Annotated in this window: 18 protein-coding genes and 1 other annotated feature; all 18 genes read right to left on the minus strand. The window is 41.4% G+C overall.

The window, feature by feature from the left end; translation table 11 throughout:
- Position 1: 1 nt before the first annotated feature.
- The 18 genes from QWT69_RS09435 to QWT69_RS09520 all read right to left on the minus strand — a co-directional run bounded on the left by QWT69_RS09435 (position 2) and on the right by QWT69_RS09520 (position 16642).
- Complete coding sequence (locus QWT69_RS09435; RefSeq protein WP_317965086.1) at positions 2-880, minus strand: aspartate carbamoyltransferase catalytic subunit; 879 nt, start codon at positions 878-880, stop codon at positions 2-4.
- Between the two features lie 153 nt (positions 881-1033).
- Positions 1034-2329, minus strand: a complete 1296-nt coding sequence (locus tag QWT69_RS09440) for a uracil-xanthine permease family protein (protein ID WP_317965088.1) — start codon at positions 2327-2329, stop codon at positions 1034-1036.
- 27 nt (positions 2330-2356) lie between these two features.
- Positions 2357-2899 carry a bifunctional pyr operon transcriptional regulator/uracil phosphoribosyltransferase PyrR gene (gene pyrR, locus QWT69_RS09445; RefSeq protein WP_317965090.1) on the minus strand — a complete coding sequence of 181 codons (543 nt, stop codon included), beginning with the start codon at positions 2897-2899 and terminating at the stop codon, positions 2357-2359.
- A 249-nt stretch (positions 2900-3148) separates the two neighbouring features.
- Positions 3149-4066, minus strand: coding sequence for an RluA family pseudouridine synthase (locus QWT69_RS09450; RefSeq protein WP_317971017.1), 918 nt, complete (start codon positions 4064-4066; stop codon positions 3149-3151).
- Complete coding sequence (gene lspA / locus QWT69_RS09455; protein WP_317965092.1) at positions 4063-4539, minus strand: signal peptidase II; 477 nt, start codon at positions 4537-4539, stop codon at positions 4063-4065. Before lspA ends, QWT69_RS09450 begins: the two co-directional genes overlap by 4 nt.
- Before the next feature lie 138 nt (positions 4540-4677).
- Complete coding sequence (gene ileS, locus QWT69_RS09460) at positions 4678-7440, minus strand: isoleucine--tRNA ligase (protein ID WP_317965094.1); 2763 nt, start codon at positions 7438-7440, stop codon at positions 4678-4680.
- Between the two features lie 83 nt (positions 7441-7523).
- Positions 7524-7737 (minus strand) — a binding site (T-box leader).
- 58 nt (positions 7738-7795) lie between these two features.
- The gene (locus tag QWT69_RS09465; RefSeq protein ID WP_317965096.1) at positions 7796-8302 is read right to left on the minus strand and encodes a DivIVA domain-containing protein; all 507 of its coding nucleotides are present in this window, start codon (positions 8300-8302) and stop codon (positions 7796-7798) included.
- Positions 8303-8391: 89 nt separating this feature from the next.
- Positions 8392-9168 (minus strand): YlmH family RNA-binding protein, encoded by a 777-nt coding sequence (locus tag QWT69_RS09470; protein ID WP_317965098.1) that lies wholly within the window; start codon positions 9166-9168, stop codon positions 8392-8394.
- 37 nt (positions 9169-9205) lie between these two features.
- Complete coding sequence (locus QWT69_RS09475) at positions 9206-9493, minus strand: YggT family protein (RefSeq protein WP_317965100.1); 288 nt, start codon at positions 9491-9493, stop codon at positions 9206-9208.
- A 25-nt stretch (positions 9494-9518) separates the two neighbouring features.
- On the minus strand, positions 9519-9971 hold the full coding sequence (locus tag QWT69_RS09480) for a cell division protein SepF (RefSeq protein ID WP_317965102.1): 453 nt from the start codon (positions 9969-9971) through the stop codon (positions 9519-9521).
- Entirely contained in the window at positions 9968-10663 is a 696-nt protein-coding gene (locus tag QWT69_RS09485; RefSeq protein ID WP_317965104.1) for a YggS family pyridoxal phosphate-dependent enzyme, read from the minus strand. The genes QWT69_RS09480 and QWT69_RS09485 overlap by 4 nt, the downstream gene beginning before the upstream one ends.
- A 71-nt stretch (positions 10664-10734) precedes the next feature.
- Positions 10735-10977: a PRC-barrel domain-containing protein gene (locus tag QWT69_RS09490; RefSeq protein ID WP_317965106.1), complete on the minus strand. Its 243-nt coding sequence runs from the start codon at positions 10975-10977 to the stop codon at positions 10735-10737.
- Positions 10978-11058: 81 nt separating this feature from the next.
- Complete coding sequence (sigG, locus tag QWT69_RS09495; RefSeq protein WP_317971019.1) at positions 11059-11838, minus strand: RNA polymerase sporulation sigma factor SigG; 780 nt, start codon at positions 11836-11838, stop codon at positions 11059-11061.
- A gap of 96 nt (positions 11839-11934) precedes the next feature.
- Positions 11935-12645 (minus strand): RNA polymerase sporulation sigma factor SigE, encoded by a 711-nt coding sequence (gene sigE / locus QWT69_RS09500; protein ID WP_317965108.1) that lies wholly within the window; start codon positions 12643-12645, stop codon positions 11935-11937.
- Positions 12635-13489: a sigma-E processing peptidase SpoIIGA gene (locus QWT69_RS09505; protein ID WP_317965110.1), complete on the minus strand. Its 855-nt coding sequence runs from the start codon at positions 13487-13489 to the stop codon at positions 12635-12637. Before QWT69_RS09505 ends, sigE begins: the two co-directional genes overlap by 11 nt.
- 196 nt (positions 13490-13685) lie before the next feature.
- Complete coding sequence (gene ftsZ, locus QWT69_RS09510; RefSeq protein ID WP_317965112.1) at positions 13686-14858, minus strand: cell division protein FtsZ; 1173 nt, start codon at positions 14856-14858, stop codon at positions 13686-13688.
- Positions 14859-14892: 34 nt separating this feature from the next.
- Complete coding sequence (gene ftsA, locus QWT69_RS09515) at positions 14893-16176, minus strand: cell division protein FtsA (RefSeq protein ID WP_317965114.1); 1284 nt, start codon at positions 16174-16176, stop codon at positions 14893-14895.
- Between the two features lie 94 nt (positions 16177-16270).
- A complete protein-coding gene (locus tag QWT69_RS09520) occupies positions 16271-16642 on the minus strand; it encodes a small basic family protein (RefSeq protein WP_317965116.1) in 372 nt (123 codons plus the stop codon).

Consider the following 16642-nt stretch of genomic DNA (forward strand, 5'->3'; position numbering starts at 1 on the left):
GTCAATTCCTCCCTTTCAATACGGTTTCCAATACAGCTGCACGTATATAGACACCGTTTTCAACTTGCTTAAAGATTCTAGAGCGGCTACATTCTATAAGTCTGTCTGCAATTTCAACATCCCGGTTTACAGGTGCGGGATGCATAATGATTGCGCCTGGTTTCATCTTTCTTTCGCGTTCGACTGTCAGACCAAACCGGCGGTGATACTCCTCTTTTGTAAAACCCGTATCATCACCATGTCTTTCATGCTGGACACGCAGTAGCATGACGACATCACTTTGTTCGAGCAGACCATCCCAATTATCTGTACTTTCAAAGCTTCCTGCCCATTCAACCGGGCATAAAAATGTGACATTTGCACCTAATCTTGACAGTGCATCAGCATTGGACTTGGCTACCCGGCTATGTGAAATATCACCAGCAATCAGAATATTCAAGTTCTCGAAATGTCCAAACTCCTCTTTAATAGTAAACAGATCTAACAAAGATTGCGTCGGATGCTGCCCCGATCCGTCTCCACCATTGATAATCGAAACACCCGTCTTGCCAATCAATTCTTTGTAATACTTATCGTCTTGATGCCGGATCACTACTGCATCGATTCCTAGCTGTTCGAGTGTTCGTACAGTATCGTAAAGCGTTTCCCCTTTCAATGTACTTGAAAAGCCCGCCTCAAACGGGATTACTTCCAAACCCAACTTGCGTTCTGCGACTTCAAAACTTGTTTTCGTCCGTGTACTCGGTTCAAAAAAGAGATTGCTAATCATAAATTCTCCTGGAAGCTCTCGTATGCCATACTTTTTAAAAATCTCAGCACGCTCTATTAACGCATTAATATCTTCTACCGACAAATCATTCATGGATACTACATTTTCCACTTAATTCTCCTCCTTCAGTCAATTAAAAAGAACCTTTCCTGCAGTAGGAAGGGCTCGATATGTATGACTGAACAACCCTCATCCAAATTGAATGAATGACTGTCCGCCAACCGAACCTTTCCCTGTCTCTCTGTACAATGTTAAAAGGTCTTTCTATTCAATTGATTCATCCGCTAAGGTTGAATTATTTCTTCCCGGCAGTATCAAGTTAAGTACTACACCGACGATTGCAGCAAGCGCCATACCACCAACTTGGAATGTCTCACTAATATTGATGGAAGCACCGCCAATACCGATTACAAGGATGACTGAACAGATGACAAGATTTCGCTGCTCCCCAAAGTCCACTTTATGATCGACGAGCATCCGCAAGCCTGAAGAAGCGATAATACCAAAGAGTAGGATGGATATGCCCCCTAACACTGCTTGGGGGATTGTTGAGATGAGTGCCATCAATGTTCCGTTGAATGAAAACAAGATTGCAAATACTGCCGCACCCAATATGACATATACACTATATACTCGTGTAATGGCCATTACACCGATATTCTCTCCATAAGTGGTCTTTGGCGGTCCTCCAAGCATCCCACTGATGAATGTCCCCAGTCCATCTCCAAGCAAGGAACGATTCAAACCTGGATCTTTGATGAAGTCTCTTTCAACAACCTTGCCAAGTACTAATTGATGTCCGATATGTTCGGATATTGTAACAATCGATATTGGCACCATGATCAACAATAAGGTAGGCGTGATGACAAACTCATAATCAATACCCGGCAGCAAGAATTCCGGAACTTCTATGAACTTGGCTGCAAATATCTTTTCGTATTCGACGATCCCAATCGCTAATGAATATATGTATCCAACAGTAATTCCAATTAACACCGGCATTAGACTGACAACACCTTTGAAAAACATAAGGCAGATAATCGCCGCAGCTAAAGTGACTAGCGCTGCTGAGAAATGCAACAGATTATATTCGTCAGCACCATTCACTTTAACCGTACTTGCCATATTTACTGCAACCGGTGCTACAGCAAGTCCAATGACCATAATAACCGGACCAACTACAACAGGTGGAAGTATTTTCATGATCCAACCCGAACCAGTCCTCCAAATTACTAATGACACGATTGAATAGACAAGAGCGACAAACATGCTGCCAATCATTGCACTCCCGATACCGCCAGTACTTGTTGCAATTTGTATGGGCGTTATGAAAGCGAATGAGGATCCCAAATAGGCAGGCACCTTGAATCTTGTGACTACTATAAAAATGATTGTCGCAATCCCGCTTGTCAATAAAGCAATGGCAGGACTGAGTCCAACTAGCTGTGGAACGAGGATTGTCGCACCGAACATTGCAAACATATGCTGCAGGCTGAGTGCCAGCCACTTACCTACAGGCGGTTTGTCTTGTACATCTAAAACAGTTAAATTATCATTCATATGTTTGCGCCTCCGTGCTTGTCCGATTTATTTTGTATGAATGGTTACACCATCTGTACCATCTTGCTCCCTGACCGTTACGACAACCCGTTCTCCGCTTGACGTCGGTATGTTCTTGCCTACAAAGTCTGGACGGATTGGTAATTCCCGGTGTCCCCGATCAACTAACACAGCAAGCTGAATAGCAGCTGGTCTTCCTAAATCAATAACCGCATCCATTGCAGCTCTGACCGTTCTGCCTGTGTATAGTACATCGTCAACTAGTATTACTTTCTTTTCGGTGACATTGTGTTGGATATCGACTTGGTGGACGAGCGGTTCTTGGTCTGGATGTTTCAATTGAAGATCGTCTCTGTAAAGCGTAATATCCAGTTCACCTGTCAAAATCGGTTTGTCTTCAATTTGTTCAATCCGTCCAGCTAGACGTTTCGCCAAAACCGCACCTCTAGTCTTAATACCGACCAGGATACATTCATCAATCCCTTTATTCTTTTCGATGATTTCATATGCTATACGTGTAACCGCACGAGCGATTGCCTGTTCATCTAAAATAATCGCTTTTTCCGTCATATCCATTCCTCCTATTCTTTCGGTTTTATTTCTTTTATTTTTGAACTAGTGGATTTGGCCACTTTTAGAATATAAAAACCCTCCTGCCATTAATGGCGGGAGGGTATACGTGCAGAAAAAATGTACGCAGAAATAGCTCGCGGGCTATCCTACTATACTTCCGTGCAACCTTCCCAGCCTCTCTGGACTGTCTTTAAAGGTATCGCTATTCAATTTCTCTGTTAAGTATAGAGCCGGGTAATCTGTTTGTCAATCTTTTTCAGTACGTATTTGTTCAATTAAGTTTTGGAACTCTATCGGCAGCGGTTGCGTAAATTCATAATATTCACCGTCACGTGGGTGTTTAAAGCCAATTGTACCGGCATGTAAAGCCTGACCGTTGAAATCAATTGTTTTCTTCGGACCATATTTCGGATCCCCTGCGAGTGGATAACCAATATATTTCATATGCACGCGAATTTGGTGGGTTCTGCCTGTTTCAAGTCGACATTCGACTAATGTAAAATCACCGAATCTCTCCAACACTTTAAAATGTGTAATTGCATGCTTCCCATCATTGACGATCGTCATATTCTGACGCTCTTTCACATCTCTGCCAATTGGCGCATCGATTGTCCCCTGGTCATGTGGTATATGACCATGAACAAGAGCAGTATAAACACGTGTCACTGATTTGTCGACAAGTTGGTCCACGAGAGAGACATGTGCCTGGTCATTTTTAGCAACCATCAGCAGTCCTGATGTATCTTTGTCGATACGATGAACGATACCCGGACGCAACACGCCATTAATCCCCGACAGATCAGTCACCTGATGCATCAATCCATTCACAAGCGTGCCTGACGGATGGCCAGGAGCCGGATGTACGACCATCCCTTTAGGTTTGTTCACAACGAGTACATCCGCGTCTTCGTAAATGATTTCCAGATTAAGATCTTCTGCGACAATATCCAACTCTTCCAATTCAGGCTCAACGACTGTAATCACATCGTTAATTTTAACTTTATAATTCGGTTTAACCTGTTCATCATTAACAATTACTGCTCCATCTTTGAGCCATTGTTGGATTTGTGTACGTGACCAATCAGTATTGACAGTAGATAATACTTTATCAATACGGCCATTTCCATGTTCTTCTGTAACTTCAATCTTAATTGGTTCCATTATGTCACCTTTTTCTTGTTCTTTTTTTCATCCATAATGACATGGATAATGATTAACACGACTCCCACAGTCAACGCTGCATCTGCAATATTAAAAATCGGGAAATCGTAATTGATGACGGGGATAATTACATCTACAAAATCCACAACTTCTTTCCTCCACAATCGATCTATAAAATTTCCGATTGCACCGCCAAGTAAAAACATTAAGCTGATCCCGAGCAATGGAGAACCTTTAGCTTCTTTATGGAAAAAGTAAATAATTCCAATGACCACAATAATGGTCACAATATAAAATAACCACATCTGTCCTTCAAGCATTCCCCAAGCAGCACCTTTATTACGATGCGAAAGGAGTCCTAAATAGGGTTCGGCAATTGAAATCTTTTCACCCAAATTCATATTTTGAACAACTAGCCATTTCGTCAACTGGTCAATTAAGATCAGGACAATCGCTATTCCATAATATAATAACAACTCGAAAAACCTCCGTCCGACAGTTTCTGTACTATTTTACCACAAATAGCGCGGTATCATGTAATCACTGCAAAAAAGAAAAGCCGCATGCACCCATGACAGGCAGCCATGGGTACAAACAGCTTTTAACATCATGCCTTACGAATAATAGTTTTCAACGACAGTTGCACAACGTGTGCATAGTGCAGGATGATCCTGATCGGAACCGACCGTTTCAGAAATTGTCCAGCACCGTTCACATTTTTCACCGTCTGCTTTTTCAACTAGCACCGTCACTGCTTCAAGTGCAAGAGCTTCAGCCGGCATTTTTCCGAATTTGCCTTCTTGGAAATTGGAAACGATGAAGAATTGTGCAAAATCGATGTCATCAGAAGCTAAAATCCCTGCATATTTCTCAGGTAAAGCAACAGTCACTTTTGCTTCAAGTGATTTACCGATTACTTTCGAATTCCGCGCTTCTTCCAACGCTTTCAATACATCGTCACGTACAACCATTAATTTGCCGAAACGTTCACGAAGTGCAACAGCCTGTTCACCAAAGTCGACAGCTTCAGGCATGTCAGTCAATTGGACACTCACTTCCTCCACATCGGAAATATACGCCCACATTTCATCCGTTGTATGTGGAATAATCGGTGTCAGCAATTTTAACAGCGACAGCAAAGTGTCATACATGACTGTTTGCATTGCACGGCGATAAGGATGGTCAACACCTTCAATGTAGACGACGTCTTTTGCAATATCTAGATAGAACGAGCTCAAATCACCCGTACAGAAATTATTGACTGCATGATATACACCCGCGAATTCATAGTTTTCATATGAAGTAAGTACTTCGTTAATCAAATCTTGAAGTTTCACATACACATACTGATCAATCGGACGCATATCCTCGAACGCTACTCGGTCTTCTGCAACATTGAAATCTGTAACGTTACCATGCAAGAAACGAAGCGTATTACGGATTTTACGGTACACTTCTGATACTTGCTTGAAATTCGAATCAGAAACGCGTACATCCGCAGTATAATCGACAGAAGATACCCATAAACGTAGAATATCCGCGCCTAACTGATTTATCACTTTCGCTGGAACGATTGTGTTTCCAAGTGATTTACTCATCTTTCGGCCTTCTCCATCCAAAGTGAAGCCATGGCTTAACAAGCCTTTATAAGGAGCGATACCGTTAATGGCGACACTTGTTGTAAGTGAAGAGTTAAACCAGCCACGGTATTGATCTGAACCTTCAAGATACAAATCAGCTGGATAGATAAGATCGTCTCTCTCATCTAATACACCTTGATGTGTCGAACCTGAGTCGAACCAAACATCCATAATGTCCGTTTCTGCAGTGAAAATGCCATTCGGGCTATCAGGATGCGTGAAGCCTTCTGGAAGAAGGTCCTTTGCTTCGCGTTCAAACCAAATATTAGATCCGTGTTCACGGAATAATGCAGATACATGTGAAATCGTTTCATCCGTAATAATTGGTTCTCCGTTTTCTGCATAAAAGACAGGGATTGGAACTCCCCAAACACGTTGGCGTGAAATACACCAGTCTCCACGGTCACGCACCATATTGAATAGACGTGTTTCACCCCATGACGGAGTAAACTTCGTATTACGGATTGCGTCCAGCAACTCATCACGGAATGACTGGATTGAAGCGAACCACTGAGAAGTCGCACGGTAGATTACCGGTTTCTTTGTGCGCCAGTCATGCGGATACGAGTGAGTGATGAATGAAAGCTTCAATAACGAACCGACTTCATCCAACTTCTTCGTTACTTCTTTATTTGCATCTTCATAGAATAGTCCTTCAAAGCCAGGTGCTTCATCTGTCATGACACCACGGTCGTTAATCGGAGATAGAGCATCGATTCCGTATTGTCGAGAAACATAAAAGTCATCCTCACCATGACCAGGTGCTGTATGGACACAGCCTGTTCCTGCTTCTGCTGTCACATGCTCACCTAACATGACGAGAGAATCACGTTCGTAAAGTGGATGTTTAGCAACGACTCTATCCAAATCGGATCCTTTCACTTCTCCTACGATTTCATAAGATTCCCATCCGATTTCTTTTGCCACGAATTCCACGAGATCTTTTGCCATAAGGAATTTTTCTCCTTCAACATCAACGATCGCATAAATGAATTGTGGATGAACGGAAATTCCCAAGTTGGCAGGGATCGTCCACGGTGTTGTTGTCCAGATGACAATACGGACATCTTCATCGATTACACCTAATCCATCTTTAATCGGGAAGGCAACATAAATAGACGGTGATTTTTTATCTTGGTATTCGATTTCCGCTTCCGCTAATGCAGATTCGCTTGAAGGTGACCAATAAACCGGTTTTAACCCCTTGTAGATATAGCCTTTTTTCGCCATTTCGCCAAAAACTTGGATCTGTCTAGATTCAAATTCAGGTTTCAATGTGATGTATGGATTTTTCCAATCTCCGCGGACACCGATTCGTTTAAATTCATTACGTTGATTATCGATTTGGTTATAGGCATATTCTTCGCACATTTTACGGAATTCAGCAATACTGAGTTCTTTCCGTTTGACGCCTTTATTGACGAGAGCCTGTTCAATCGGTAAGCCATGCGTATCCCAACCTGGAACGTATGGAGCATGAAAGCCTGACATCGATTTGTGGCGGACGATCATATCTTTTAGCACTTTGTTCAACGCGTGACCCATATGAAGATCGCCGTTCGCGTATGGTGGACCGTCATGAAGAACAAAGAATGGACGGTCTTTAGTACGCTCTTGCACTTTCTCGTAAATATCCATTTCTTCCCACTTTGCTTGCATTTCAGGTTCTTTGTTCGGGAGATTCCCTCTCATAGGAAATTCTGTTTTAGGCATTAATAATGTGTCTTTGTATTCCATCTGATTTCCTCCTCGATAATATGTTATCCCGCACGCTCGATTAGATAGATATTGCGACTAAAAATAGAAAATCCCCGTCCCAATAAAGGGACGAGGACTATTACTCGCGTTACCACCCTAGTTGCAGCATACAATCATACTGCCTCTTAGAACACCTTAACGGGGTGTTTGCGGGATTGTTTTTAGTCAATCCGACTCTGGAGTGATCTTCATTTCCTATCCATCGACCGGGCTTTCACCATCCCCGGCTCGCTAATACGTGTATATGGAAACTACTCTCTCTGTCAACGTCTGTTTATAGTATATATGGTCATTATTATATGTGTGTTTAAAACAAAATGTCAAGCAACTATTGTTATTCTTGGTCTGCTGCAATTTCCATCAGTTCGGATTCAGGTTCATATTCCATCAGTTTGTCCCAATCATCCATTTTAATCATATCCAGCTGAGCTTCAATTAGCATTCGGAATCGGTTCCTGAATACTTTGGATTGTTTTTTCAGATCTTCGATGTCGATTGCGATTTTTCTTGCACGCGACAAAGCTTCATTGACAATGCGGTCTGCATTTTTTTCAGCTTCTTTGACAATGAGCTTGGATTCCTGAATGGAATTTCTTCGTACGTCTTCGGCAGCTTCTTGTGCAATAAGAATCGATTTCTGCAACGTACCTTCAATAGTATTATAGTGAGAAACTTGTTCTTTCGAATCTTTCAAACTGCTTTTTAACGCCCGATTCTCTTCCAGAACATTCTCATAATCTTTCATGATTTGTTCCAAAAACTCATTCACTTCGTCTTCATCATACCCGCGAAACCCGCGGCTAAATTCTTTATTATGTATATCAAGCGGTGACAGTGCCATCGGCTGTTTCTCCCCTTTCAAATCGTCTCAGTTCATTATACATGTCAAATTAGAATCTGTAAGTATTTTTACAGTCAATTTCTGAAAAATCATTCTAACACGCCTATTAGTAATCTGATTTTATCTTTTCTAGTACGTCCTTCTATCGATAAAATCTTGAATCTGCCAGCCCCTCTCACTGACAGACTGTCCAATTCATTGAGCTCGAATGATTGTTGACTTCTCACAGTGTGATTCACTTTCACTTTATCATTCTGAATAAGTGAAACGGCTTTTTGTCGCGGGCTGTTCATGATCGCGGAAACGACAGCGTCAAGGCGCAATGAACTGACTGTATACAGTTGTTCTGTCCAAGTTTCCATGGATTCAATGAGCAGTGCTGAAAAATCAAGCTGTTCAATCCGAACTTTCGATTTGCCAATCGAATTAAAATTCGCGATTAGATAATCTTTCAGTTCATCCACAACGGCAAACTGTGCCGCATCAGCTTGCAGACGGATATCGCCGAATTTGGAACGATCTATCCCAAGGGACATTAACGACCCTAAAATATCCCTGTGTTCCAAGGTTACAAATTTTGCAGGATAGTTGATTGAAAATAGGGCAACCTGATAATCATCAGGTTGTGGCGTATAATAATCCGGATAAATAAGCAGCCGCTGTCGTTCCGGTTTCCTAAATCCACCATAAGCATCAAAAGCCAGTCCTGCATTGTTCACAATCGTTTCGACTATAAACTGTTCTCGAGGGTCTAGAAAGCCTGTAAGCTTGGGCGCATATGTGTCTTCCACTTCGCGCGTCCAACCTAACGCATTTTCGATGAAGGGCTGCTCTTCTTTCCTGAAATGCTGTACTATCGAATCCATCTTTGACGACCCCTTACTGTAATCTTATAAAAAAACCTCACCTAATAAGTGAGGCAATCATTGAATACACTTGATACACACCCGGTGAGATTAAATACCGCAAAACAAATATCGCGACAATTGGCGAAATATCAATCATACCAAGAGGCGGAATGAATTTACGGAAAAACCCTAAGTACGGTTCTGCAATTCTGCCTATGAGTTTCCCGATTTTAGTTTCTCTGGAAGCAGGTACCCATGACATTAAAATATATATGATTAAAAGAATTGAAAAAATATTTATTGCATATTGAGCAGCTATATAAATCAAATTTAAAATTACCATCTTTGTCTGTACACCTCATCCAATTCTATCGTTCAAAGTAATCTGAAATGGACCCTGCCACTTCAACATTTTCAGGTACACATAAGAAGATATCTGTTCCAATGCGCTGTATATCTCCGCCTAAAGCATAAACTGTCCCGCTCAGAAAATCGACAATACGGATTCCCTGGTCGCGTTCAATACGCTGTAAGTTAACGACAACTGCCCGTTTGTTTTTCAGATGTTCAGATATGTCCTGTGCTTCAGCGTATACACGCGGTTCAAATAAAATGACTTTAGAAGACTTCTGCAAGCTTTGCAAACTGACCACAGTACCTGGTTGCTGCGTGTCGACTTCAGGCTGTCTACGTGCCGGAGTCCTTCTTGGCTGTTGCTGCTGCACAGGTTGCTGTTTTGGCTCTCTCGCAGGTTGCTCCTGTTGGAGTTCTTCTTCATCGTCAAGATAGAACCACTTTTCAATACGTCTTTTTATACTCATTCTTCTCCCTCGCTCTCCGTTCCGACTAATGCGGTACCGATTCTGACGTGAGTTGCACCTTCTTCAATCGCAATGACATAATCATTTGACATTCCCATGGATAATAGTGTGCATGGAGCATATTTTAATTCTTTAAAAGACATTTCATCACGCAGTTTCCTGAGTGAACGGAACACAGAACGAATCAGTTCGCGATCATCTGTATAAGGGGCCATCGTCATTAGTCCTACAACTTTAATTTTATCATATTGCTGCAGCTGTTGCACGAACTCCTCAACTTCTTCAATCTGAAGTCCTGATTTAGATCCTTCTCCAGATACATTGACTTGAACGAAACAATTAACTGTATGATCTGCTCGTTTCTGTATTTCTTTCGCTAAACTTAACCTGTCCAAAGAATGCAAATAGTCGATTCCATTAATAATATCTTTCACTTTTCTGCTTTGTACATTTCCTATGAAGTGCCAGTTCAGATTAGGGTCAAGAATTTCCGCCTTTTTGGATAATAAGCCTTCCGGTCTGTTTTCACCAAGGTCGCATATACCCGATTCAATAACTTTAGATGCACGCTTGGACGAAACCTGCTTTGTTACAGCAATTGTCGTTATATCTTCCGGATTTCGTCCAGTGCGCTGACAGGCATCATAGATTTCACTTTTTATTTGTTCAATATTTTCATGAAGCTTTTCCATTTACATCACTACTTTTCTGCTTACTTTGCTTTATTGTATCAAGTGAGTGCCTACATATCAATGATAAGTCGTTAATTGCCCGCCTTTTTGCCTACTAAAATGATATCTTTCCCGATTGTTACTACGTCATCGTATTTAATTTGCTTGAATTCTTTCACTTTCGGCTCCATGAAGAGAGTTCTTTCTGCACCGCCTATTTGCAAAACGTCGAGCTTTCCGTTTTTCATATCAATTGTAGCGTCTTGTACAAAACCAAGGAAAGAACCTCGTTTTACTTCAATAACTTCTTTTTTCTGCAACTCAGAAAACCTCATTTCATCATCTCCTTTATATAGGGTATGCTTTTATACAGAAAAAATCGCAATGCATACAACACATCGCGATTCTTTCAACAGTCATTCGTTTTCCATGCCTTCTTTAATAATCTGAATTGCATTTTTTTCTAACCTGGATATTTGTGCTTGAGATATGCCCAATTCTTTCGCTATTTCTGTTTGAGTTTGCCCTAGATAAAACCGTTTTGAAAGAATTGTTTTTTGTCTTTCTGTCATACCTGCTACAGTTTCTTTAACAGACACATACGTCAACCAGCGATCCTCTGATACTTTTTTATCGTGCAACTGATCCATGATATACACCGGATCTCCTCCGTCGCCATTCATCGGTTCGTGTAGCGACATTGGATCTTGTATCGCATCCAATGCAAATAGGATATCGTCTTCTGGAATATCCGTAATTTCCGCCAAATCGGATATTTTGGGTTCTCTCTGATGATCATTTATAAATTGTTCTTTAGCTCTAATTGCTTTGTAAGCAATATCCCTGAGAGATCTGGATACCCTAATTGAATGATGATCCCTTAAATGCCTTTTGATTTCACCAATAATCATTGGTACAGCATATGTTGAAAAACGTACATTATGTTTCAGATCAAAATTATCTATCGACTTTAGTAATCCGATGCAACCTACTTGGAATAAGTCGTCTGCCTGCTCCCCTCTATAGGCAAATCGCTGAACAAGGCTAAGGACTAATCTCAAGTTTCCAAATACCAGTTCTTCTCTTGCCGATTCATCTCCGCTTTGTAATCTGATGAATGTCTCTTTCATCACTTCGTTTGTCAGTAATGGCAAATTGGACGTATCGATACCACAAATCTCGACTCTTGTACGCATCATTCGCTTTTCCTCCACATTCTGTAGATGACTGTAAGAAATAGTTTGTCCCCAGTCAGCCGGAATATGCGAAACAAGATTCGCCAATTTCAACCATCAGGCAATCGGATGATTCAATTTATCACGAAGTTCCGAGATGATTTTCTTCTCCAAACGCGAAATATAGGATTGTGAAATCCCCAGCAGTTCCGCGACTTCCTTTTGCGTCATTTCTAGCCTGCCTGTCAAGCCGAAACGACATTCCATTATATATTTCTCACGTTCATCCAATGTACTGATTGCTTCAATCATATGTTGTCTTTCAAGCTTTTTTTCGACATCATCAGTAATAATATGCTCGTCTGTGCCCAAAATATCAGATAGAAGCAATTCATTTCCATCGGCATCTGAATTCAATGGTTCATCAAAAGAAATTTCTGATTTGGTACGGTTAGTTTTTCGCAGATGCATTAATATTTCATTTTCGATACATCGTGATGCATATGTCGCAAGTTTAATGTTGCGATCGGCTTTGAAAGTTTCGATCGCTTTTATAAGTCCAATCGTACCTATACTAATCAAATCTTCAATATGTGTATTTGTATTGTCAAAACGGCGCGCAATATAGACGACAAGTCTAAGGTTTTTCTCAATTAATGTGTCACGCGCATTCATGTCGCCCTCCATGAACGCTCTAATTGCTACCGCTTCTTCCTCTCTCGTCAATGGTTTTGGAAGGGATTCATGTCCTCCAATATAATATGTGCCACTTTTTCTTTTGAAATAACTTTTAATGATTGATAGCCATTTTTTCATTTCAGACCACATAACCTGTTCCCCTTTCGTTTGTGATGGATTCTAATGCGGATACATGTAATATCGCGCCTGCCCCTTCCGGATACCGGTTATCCTCTTTTGTCAGCACAATATAGCCTGACGGCAATTCACTTCCTTCCCCAATTAGCCATTTTTCATATTTAAAACCTGCAGCCCAGGAAATGCCTTGAATTGTCTGCAGACGAATTAACCGTATCCCTTTTTGATAGCGTTGCGGAAAAGATGCTATTTTCGGCATTCCTTTAGGATCCCACGACTCCAATGGACTTAATAGTTCATCAGGCACTATATTTCGAATCGATTGTAGCGATACAAAATGTACGGGATCACTTGAAAGTGGTTCACTGCATTGGTTTCCTGTATCGACGAAAACGGTAATGTCCACTTGTTTATTCCAAATCGATAACTGAGAGTCCATATTATACGAAGAAAGATGACGGGCTACCCGAACATCTAGCCACTTCACTTTCAATAAATACAATGTGATATAAGCTAGCAATGCACAAACAAGTACTGTGTAAATAGTATTTGAAAACAGCAGCCTTTCCGTCAAGACGGTAAGTATTCCTCCTGCAAATAGAGAACCGATTAGGACAAGTATCGAAGCGCCACCCCAGTTTTTAAAAGAAAATCCAAAAGCGTATAGAATCATGCAGGCAAATGCGGCGATGAGAGCGATCAAGGAGTCAGGGAAAAAAGTTACTGGCAACGCGCCGATGAATGCTGCGAGCGCCAATCGTGTCCATGTGGCTTGTGCCTTGCCCATTCGATTAGCAAATAATAAAACCGCAAAATTAAATACCATATTGATTCCGATAATGAGTTCCCCATACATCACGACGCCCTCCTTGAAAATAAGGATAACATTTGAATTCTGCAATGTTTGTCGTATCAAAGATGAATTATCGGTAAATATTCGACAATTTGAGAGTTTCGTGTATTTGCTTATTCATTTTAAAAATTATTGATGATAAATCAACACAAAAAAGCTTCTCAGAAATCCATATGGATTTCTGAGAAGCTATACTATCTTATCGACGACGGTTACGAAGGAATGTTGGAATATCTAACGCATCATCTTGTTGGTTACTATGTTGCTGACGTGCAGGTTGCTCCGGCTGTTGGAACTGCTGCGAATCTTCTCTACGCGTATGTGAAGGCTGGACAGGCGATTGTTGTGGTTGTTGTTGTGGTTGCGTACGTCCAGCACCAAATCCTGCACCACGTGATGGTTTCGGTGGGCTAAGCTGTTCTTCATTGAATCCTGTTGCAATGACTGTCACAACGATTTCATCTTTCAACGCGTCATTGATGACCGAACCGAAAATCATGTTGACATCTTCATCAGATGCCGAAGCAACGATATCTGCCGCTTCTTGTACTTCGAATAGACTCAAATTAGAGCCACCCGTAATGTTCATAAGAACACCTTTGGCACCATCAATCGATGTTTCAAGCAAAGGACTTGATATGGCTTTTTTGGCAGCCTCAGCGGCACGATTTTCACCTGTAGACATACCGATCCCCATAAGTGCAGATCCTTTGTTGGACATGATTGTCTTAACGTCTGCGAAGTCTAGGTTAATCAAACCTGGTACAGCGATTAAATCAGATATACCTTGAACACCTTGTCGAAGTACATTGTCCGCTTCTCTGAACGCTTCGAGCATAGGTGTGTTTTTATCAACGATTTCAAGTAGTTTGTCATTTGGAATGACAATTAGCGTATCGACAGATTCTTTCATTGCAGTAATTCCGCCAATCGCTTGTGTAGAACGTTTACGCCCTTCAAAAGTGAATGGCCTTGTAACGACACCAACAGTCAGTGCACCAAGATCTTTTGCAATTTGAGCAATGACGGGTGCTGCACCTGTACCAGTACCTCCGCCCATTCCCGCAGTTACAAATACCATATCAGCACCACGAAGTGCTTCTTCGATCTGTTCGCGACTTTCTTCTGCTGCTTTTTTGCCGACGTCAGGATTAGCACCTGCACCCAGTCCACGTGTTAATTTTGCACCAATCTGCAGTTTCACTTCAGCTTCTGATAAATTAAGTGCTTGCGCATCAGTATTTACCGCGATAAAATCAACGCCTTGTACTCCATGTTCAATCATTCGGTTGACAGCATTATTACCGCCACCGCCGACACCAATTACTTTGATGACAGCAAGAGCATCGATATTCGTATCAAAATCAAGCATTGTCTCTCCTCCTAGTCCTTACTGAACGTCTTAGTCATTCGAAAAATCCATCTAAAAACTTCTTTGTCTTACTCATCAGGCCCGGTCTATTTTCTTTATCCTGTTTTGCAACTTTCTTCTTAGGTGCAAGACCGTAGTCTGTTTCCTGAGTAGTTGCAACAGATTGTGCTTCAGCCGATATGCCAAAATACGTATCTTCCATATTAGCATAACGGATAAGACCTACAGCAGTCGAATACATTGGTTCACGAACACCGATATATTCAGGCGTGTGAATCCTAACTCTTGTTTTTAGTACATGTCTAGCTAGCTGCAGGATGCCTTCAAGTTTTGTCGTGCCGCCAGTCAAGACGACCCCACCCGGCAAATCATGGATACCCATGCGATAGAATTCTTCCAAAATCAATTCGAATAATTCTTCCAATCGGACACCGATGATTTCCGATATGTATCTTTGACTATATTGATCTTTTGAATCAGCACCTATTACGGGCACTTCAAATAATTCATCATCAGAAGCATCATCATAAAAAGCATGTCCATACTGATGTTTAATTTTTCTGGCCTGTTCGGTCGGTGTCTTCAAAATAATCGATAGGTCTTTTGTTAAATGATCTCCACCAACTGGGATGACCGATGTGGAAATAAAGCGATTATCACCAAAGATTGAAATGGTCGTGGATCCACCGCCAATGTCGATAAATGCGGTTCCATGATTCATCTCATCTTCTGTCAATGCGAATGTGCCTGATGCAAGAGGCTGCAAATAGATTTCACGGATGACTAAACCAGCTCTTTCAACACATCTTAATATATTGTGTACCATCGTTTTAGAAGTGGTAATGAGCGTTCCATCCATTTCAAGTCGAACACCTATCATCCCTCTTGGATCTTTAATTTCATCGTAATCATCTACAATGAATTGCTTCGCTATGATATTGACAATCTCTTTTTCAGGCGGTACAGACATCACTTGTGCAGACTTCATAACCCTGTCCAAGTCATCATCGGTTATTTCGCGATTTTCGGAATTGACCGCGACAACGCCTTTTACATCTTGCAGTAATACACCATTGGCAGGTATGCCAAGAATGACATCCCTAATTTGCATGCCCGTCATGCGTTCGGCCTGCTCAACCGCTTTTCTGATGGATTGAACAGTCGCATCTATATCGATGATGGTTCCTTTACGAATACCCGCGGATTGAACGTTTCCGACCCCAATAACGTGGAGTGATCCGCCATCCACTTCACCAATCAGTACTTTGATGGATGAAGAACCTATATCTAGTGATACATATATTGTCGATTCACTCATTTCCCGGCACCTCCTATTACAGTCCTTATCTTACATTCTATTGTATTACGGTCATATTGTCTAAATATTTTCGCCATAAGGGCAACATTTCCTTTCAATCCTGTACTTTAGCTTGTGTTAACTTCCCTCGATCAGACCATTTAGCTAATAAAATCCGTCGTATGACAGCGATATTTTGGAACAATCTCACACCAAATGCGAATACCGCAGCCAAATACAGATCTACGCCTAAATGGACGCCAAGGAAGGCCAGGCATGCCGCAAGCACTATGTTAAAAAAGAAGCCCGAGATGAAAACCTTGTCATCGTATATATGCTGGAGATGTGCACGTATGCCTCCGAAAAGAGTATCCAGAGCTGCCAGGACTGCTATCGACAAATAGTTGCTATATACTTGTGGGATTTGAATATCTGATAATAACCCTAACGAAACTCCAAAAATTAAACCTAACAACGGCAACCACAT

This window comes from Sporosarcina oncorhynchi (genome assembly GCF_033304615.1).
In the GTDB taxonomy this organism is placed as follows: Bacteria; Bacillota; Bacilli; order Bacillales_A; family Planococcaceae; genus Sporosarcina; species Sporosarcina oncorhynchi.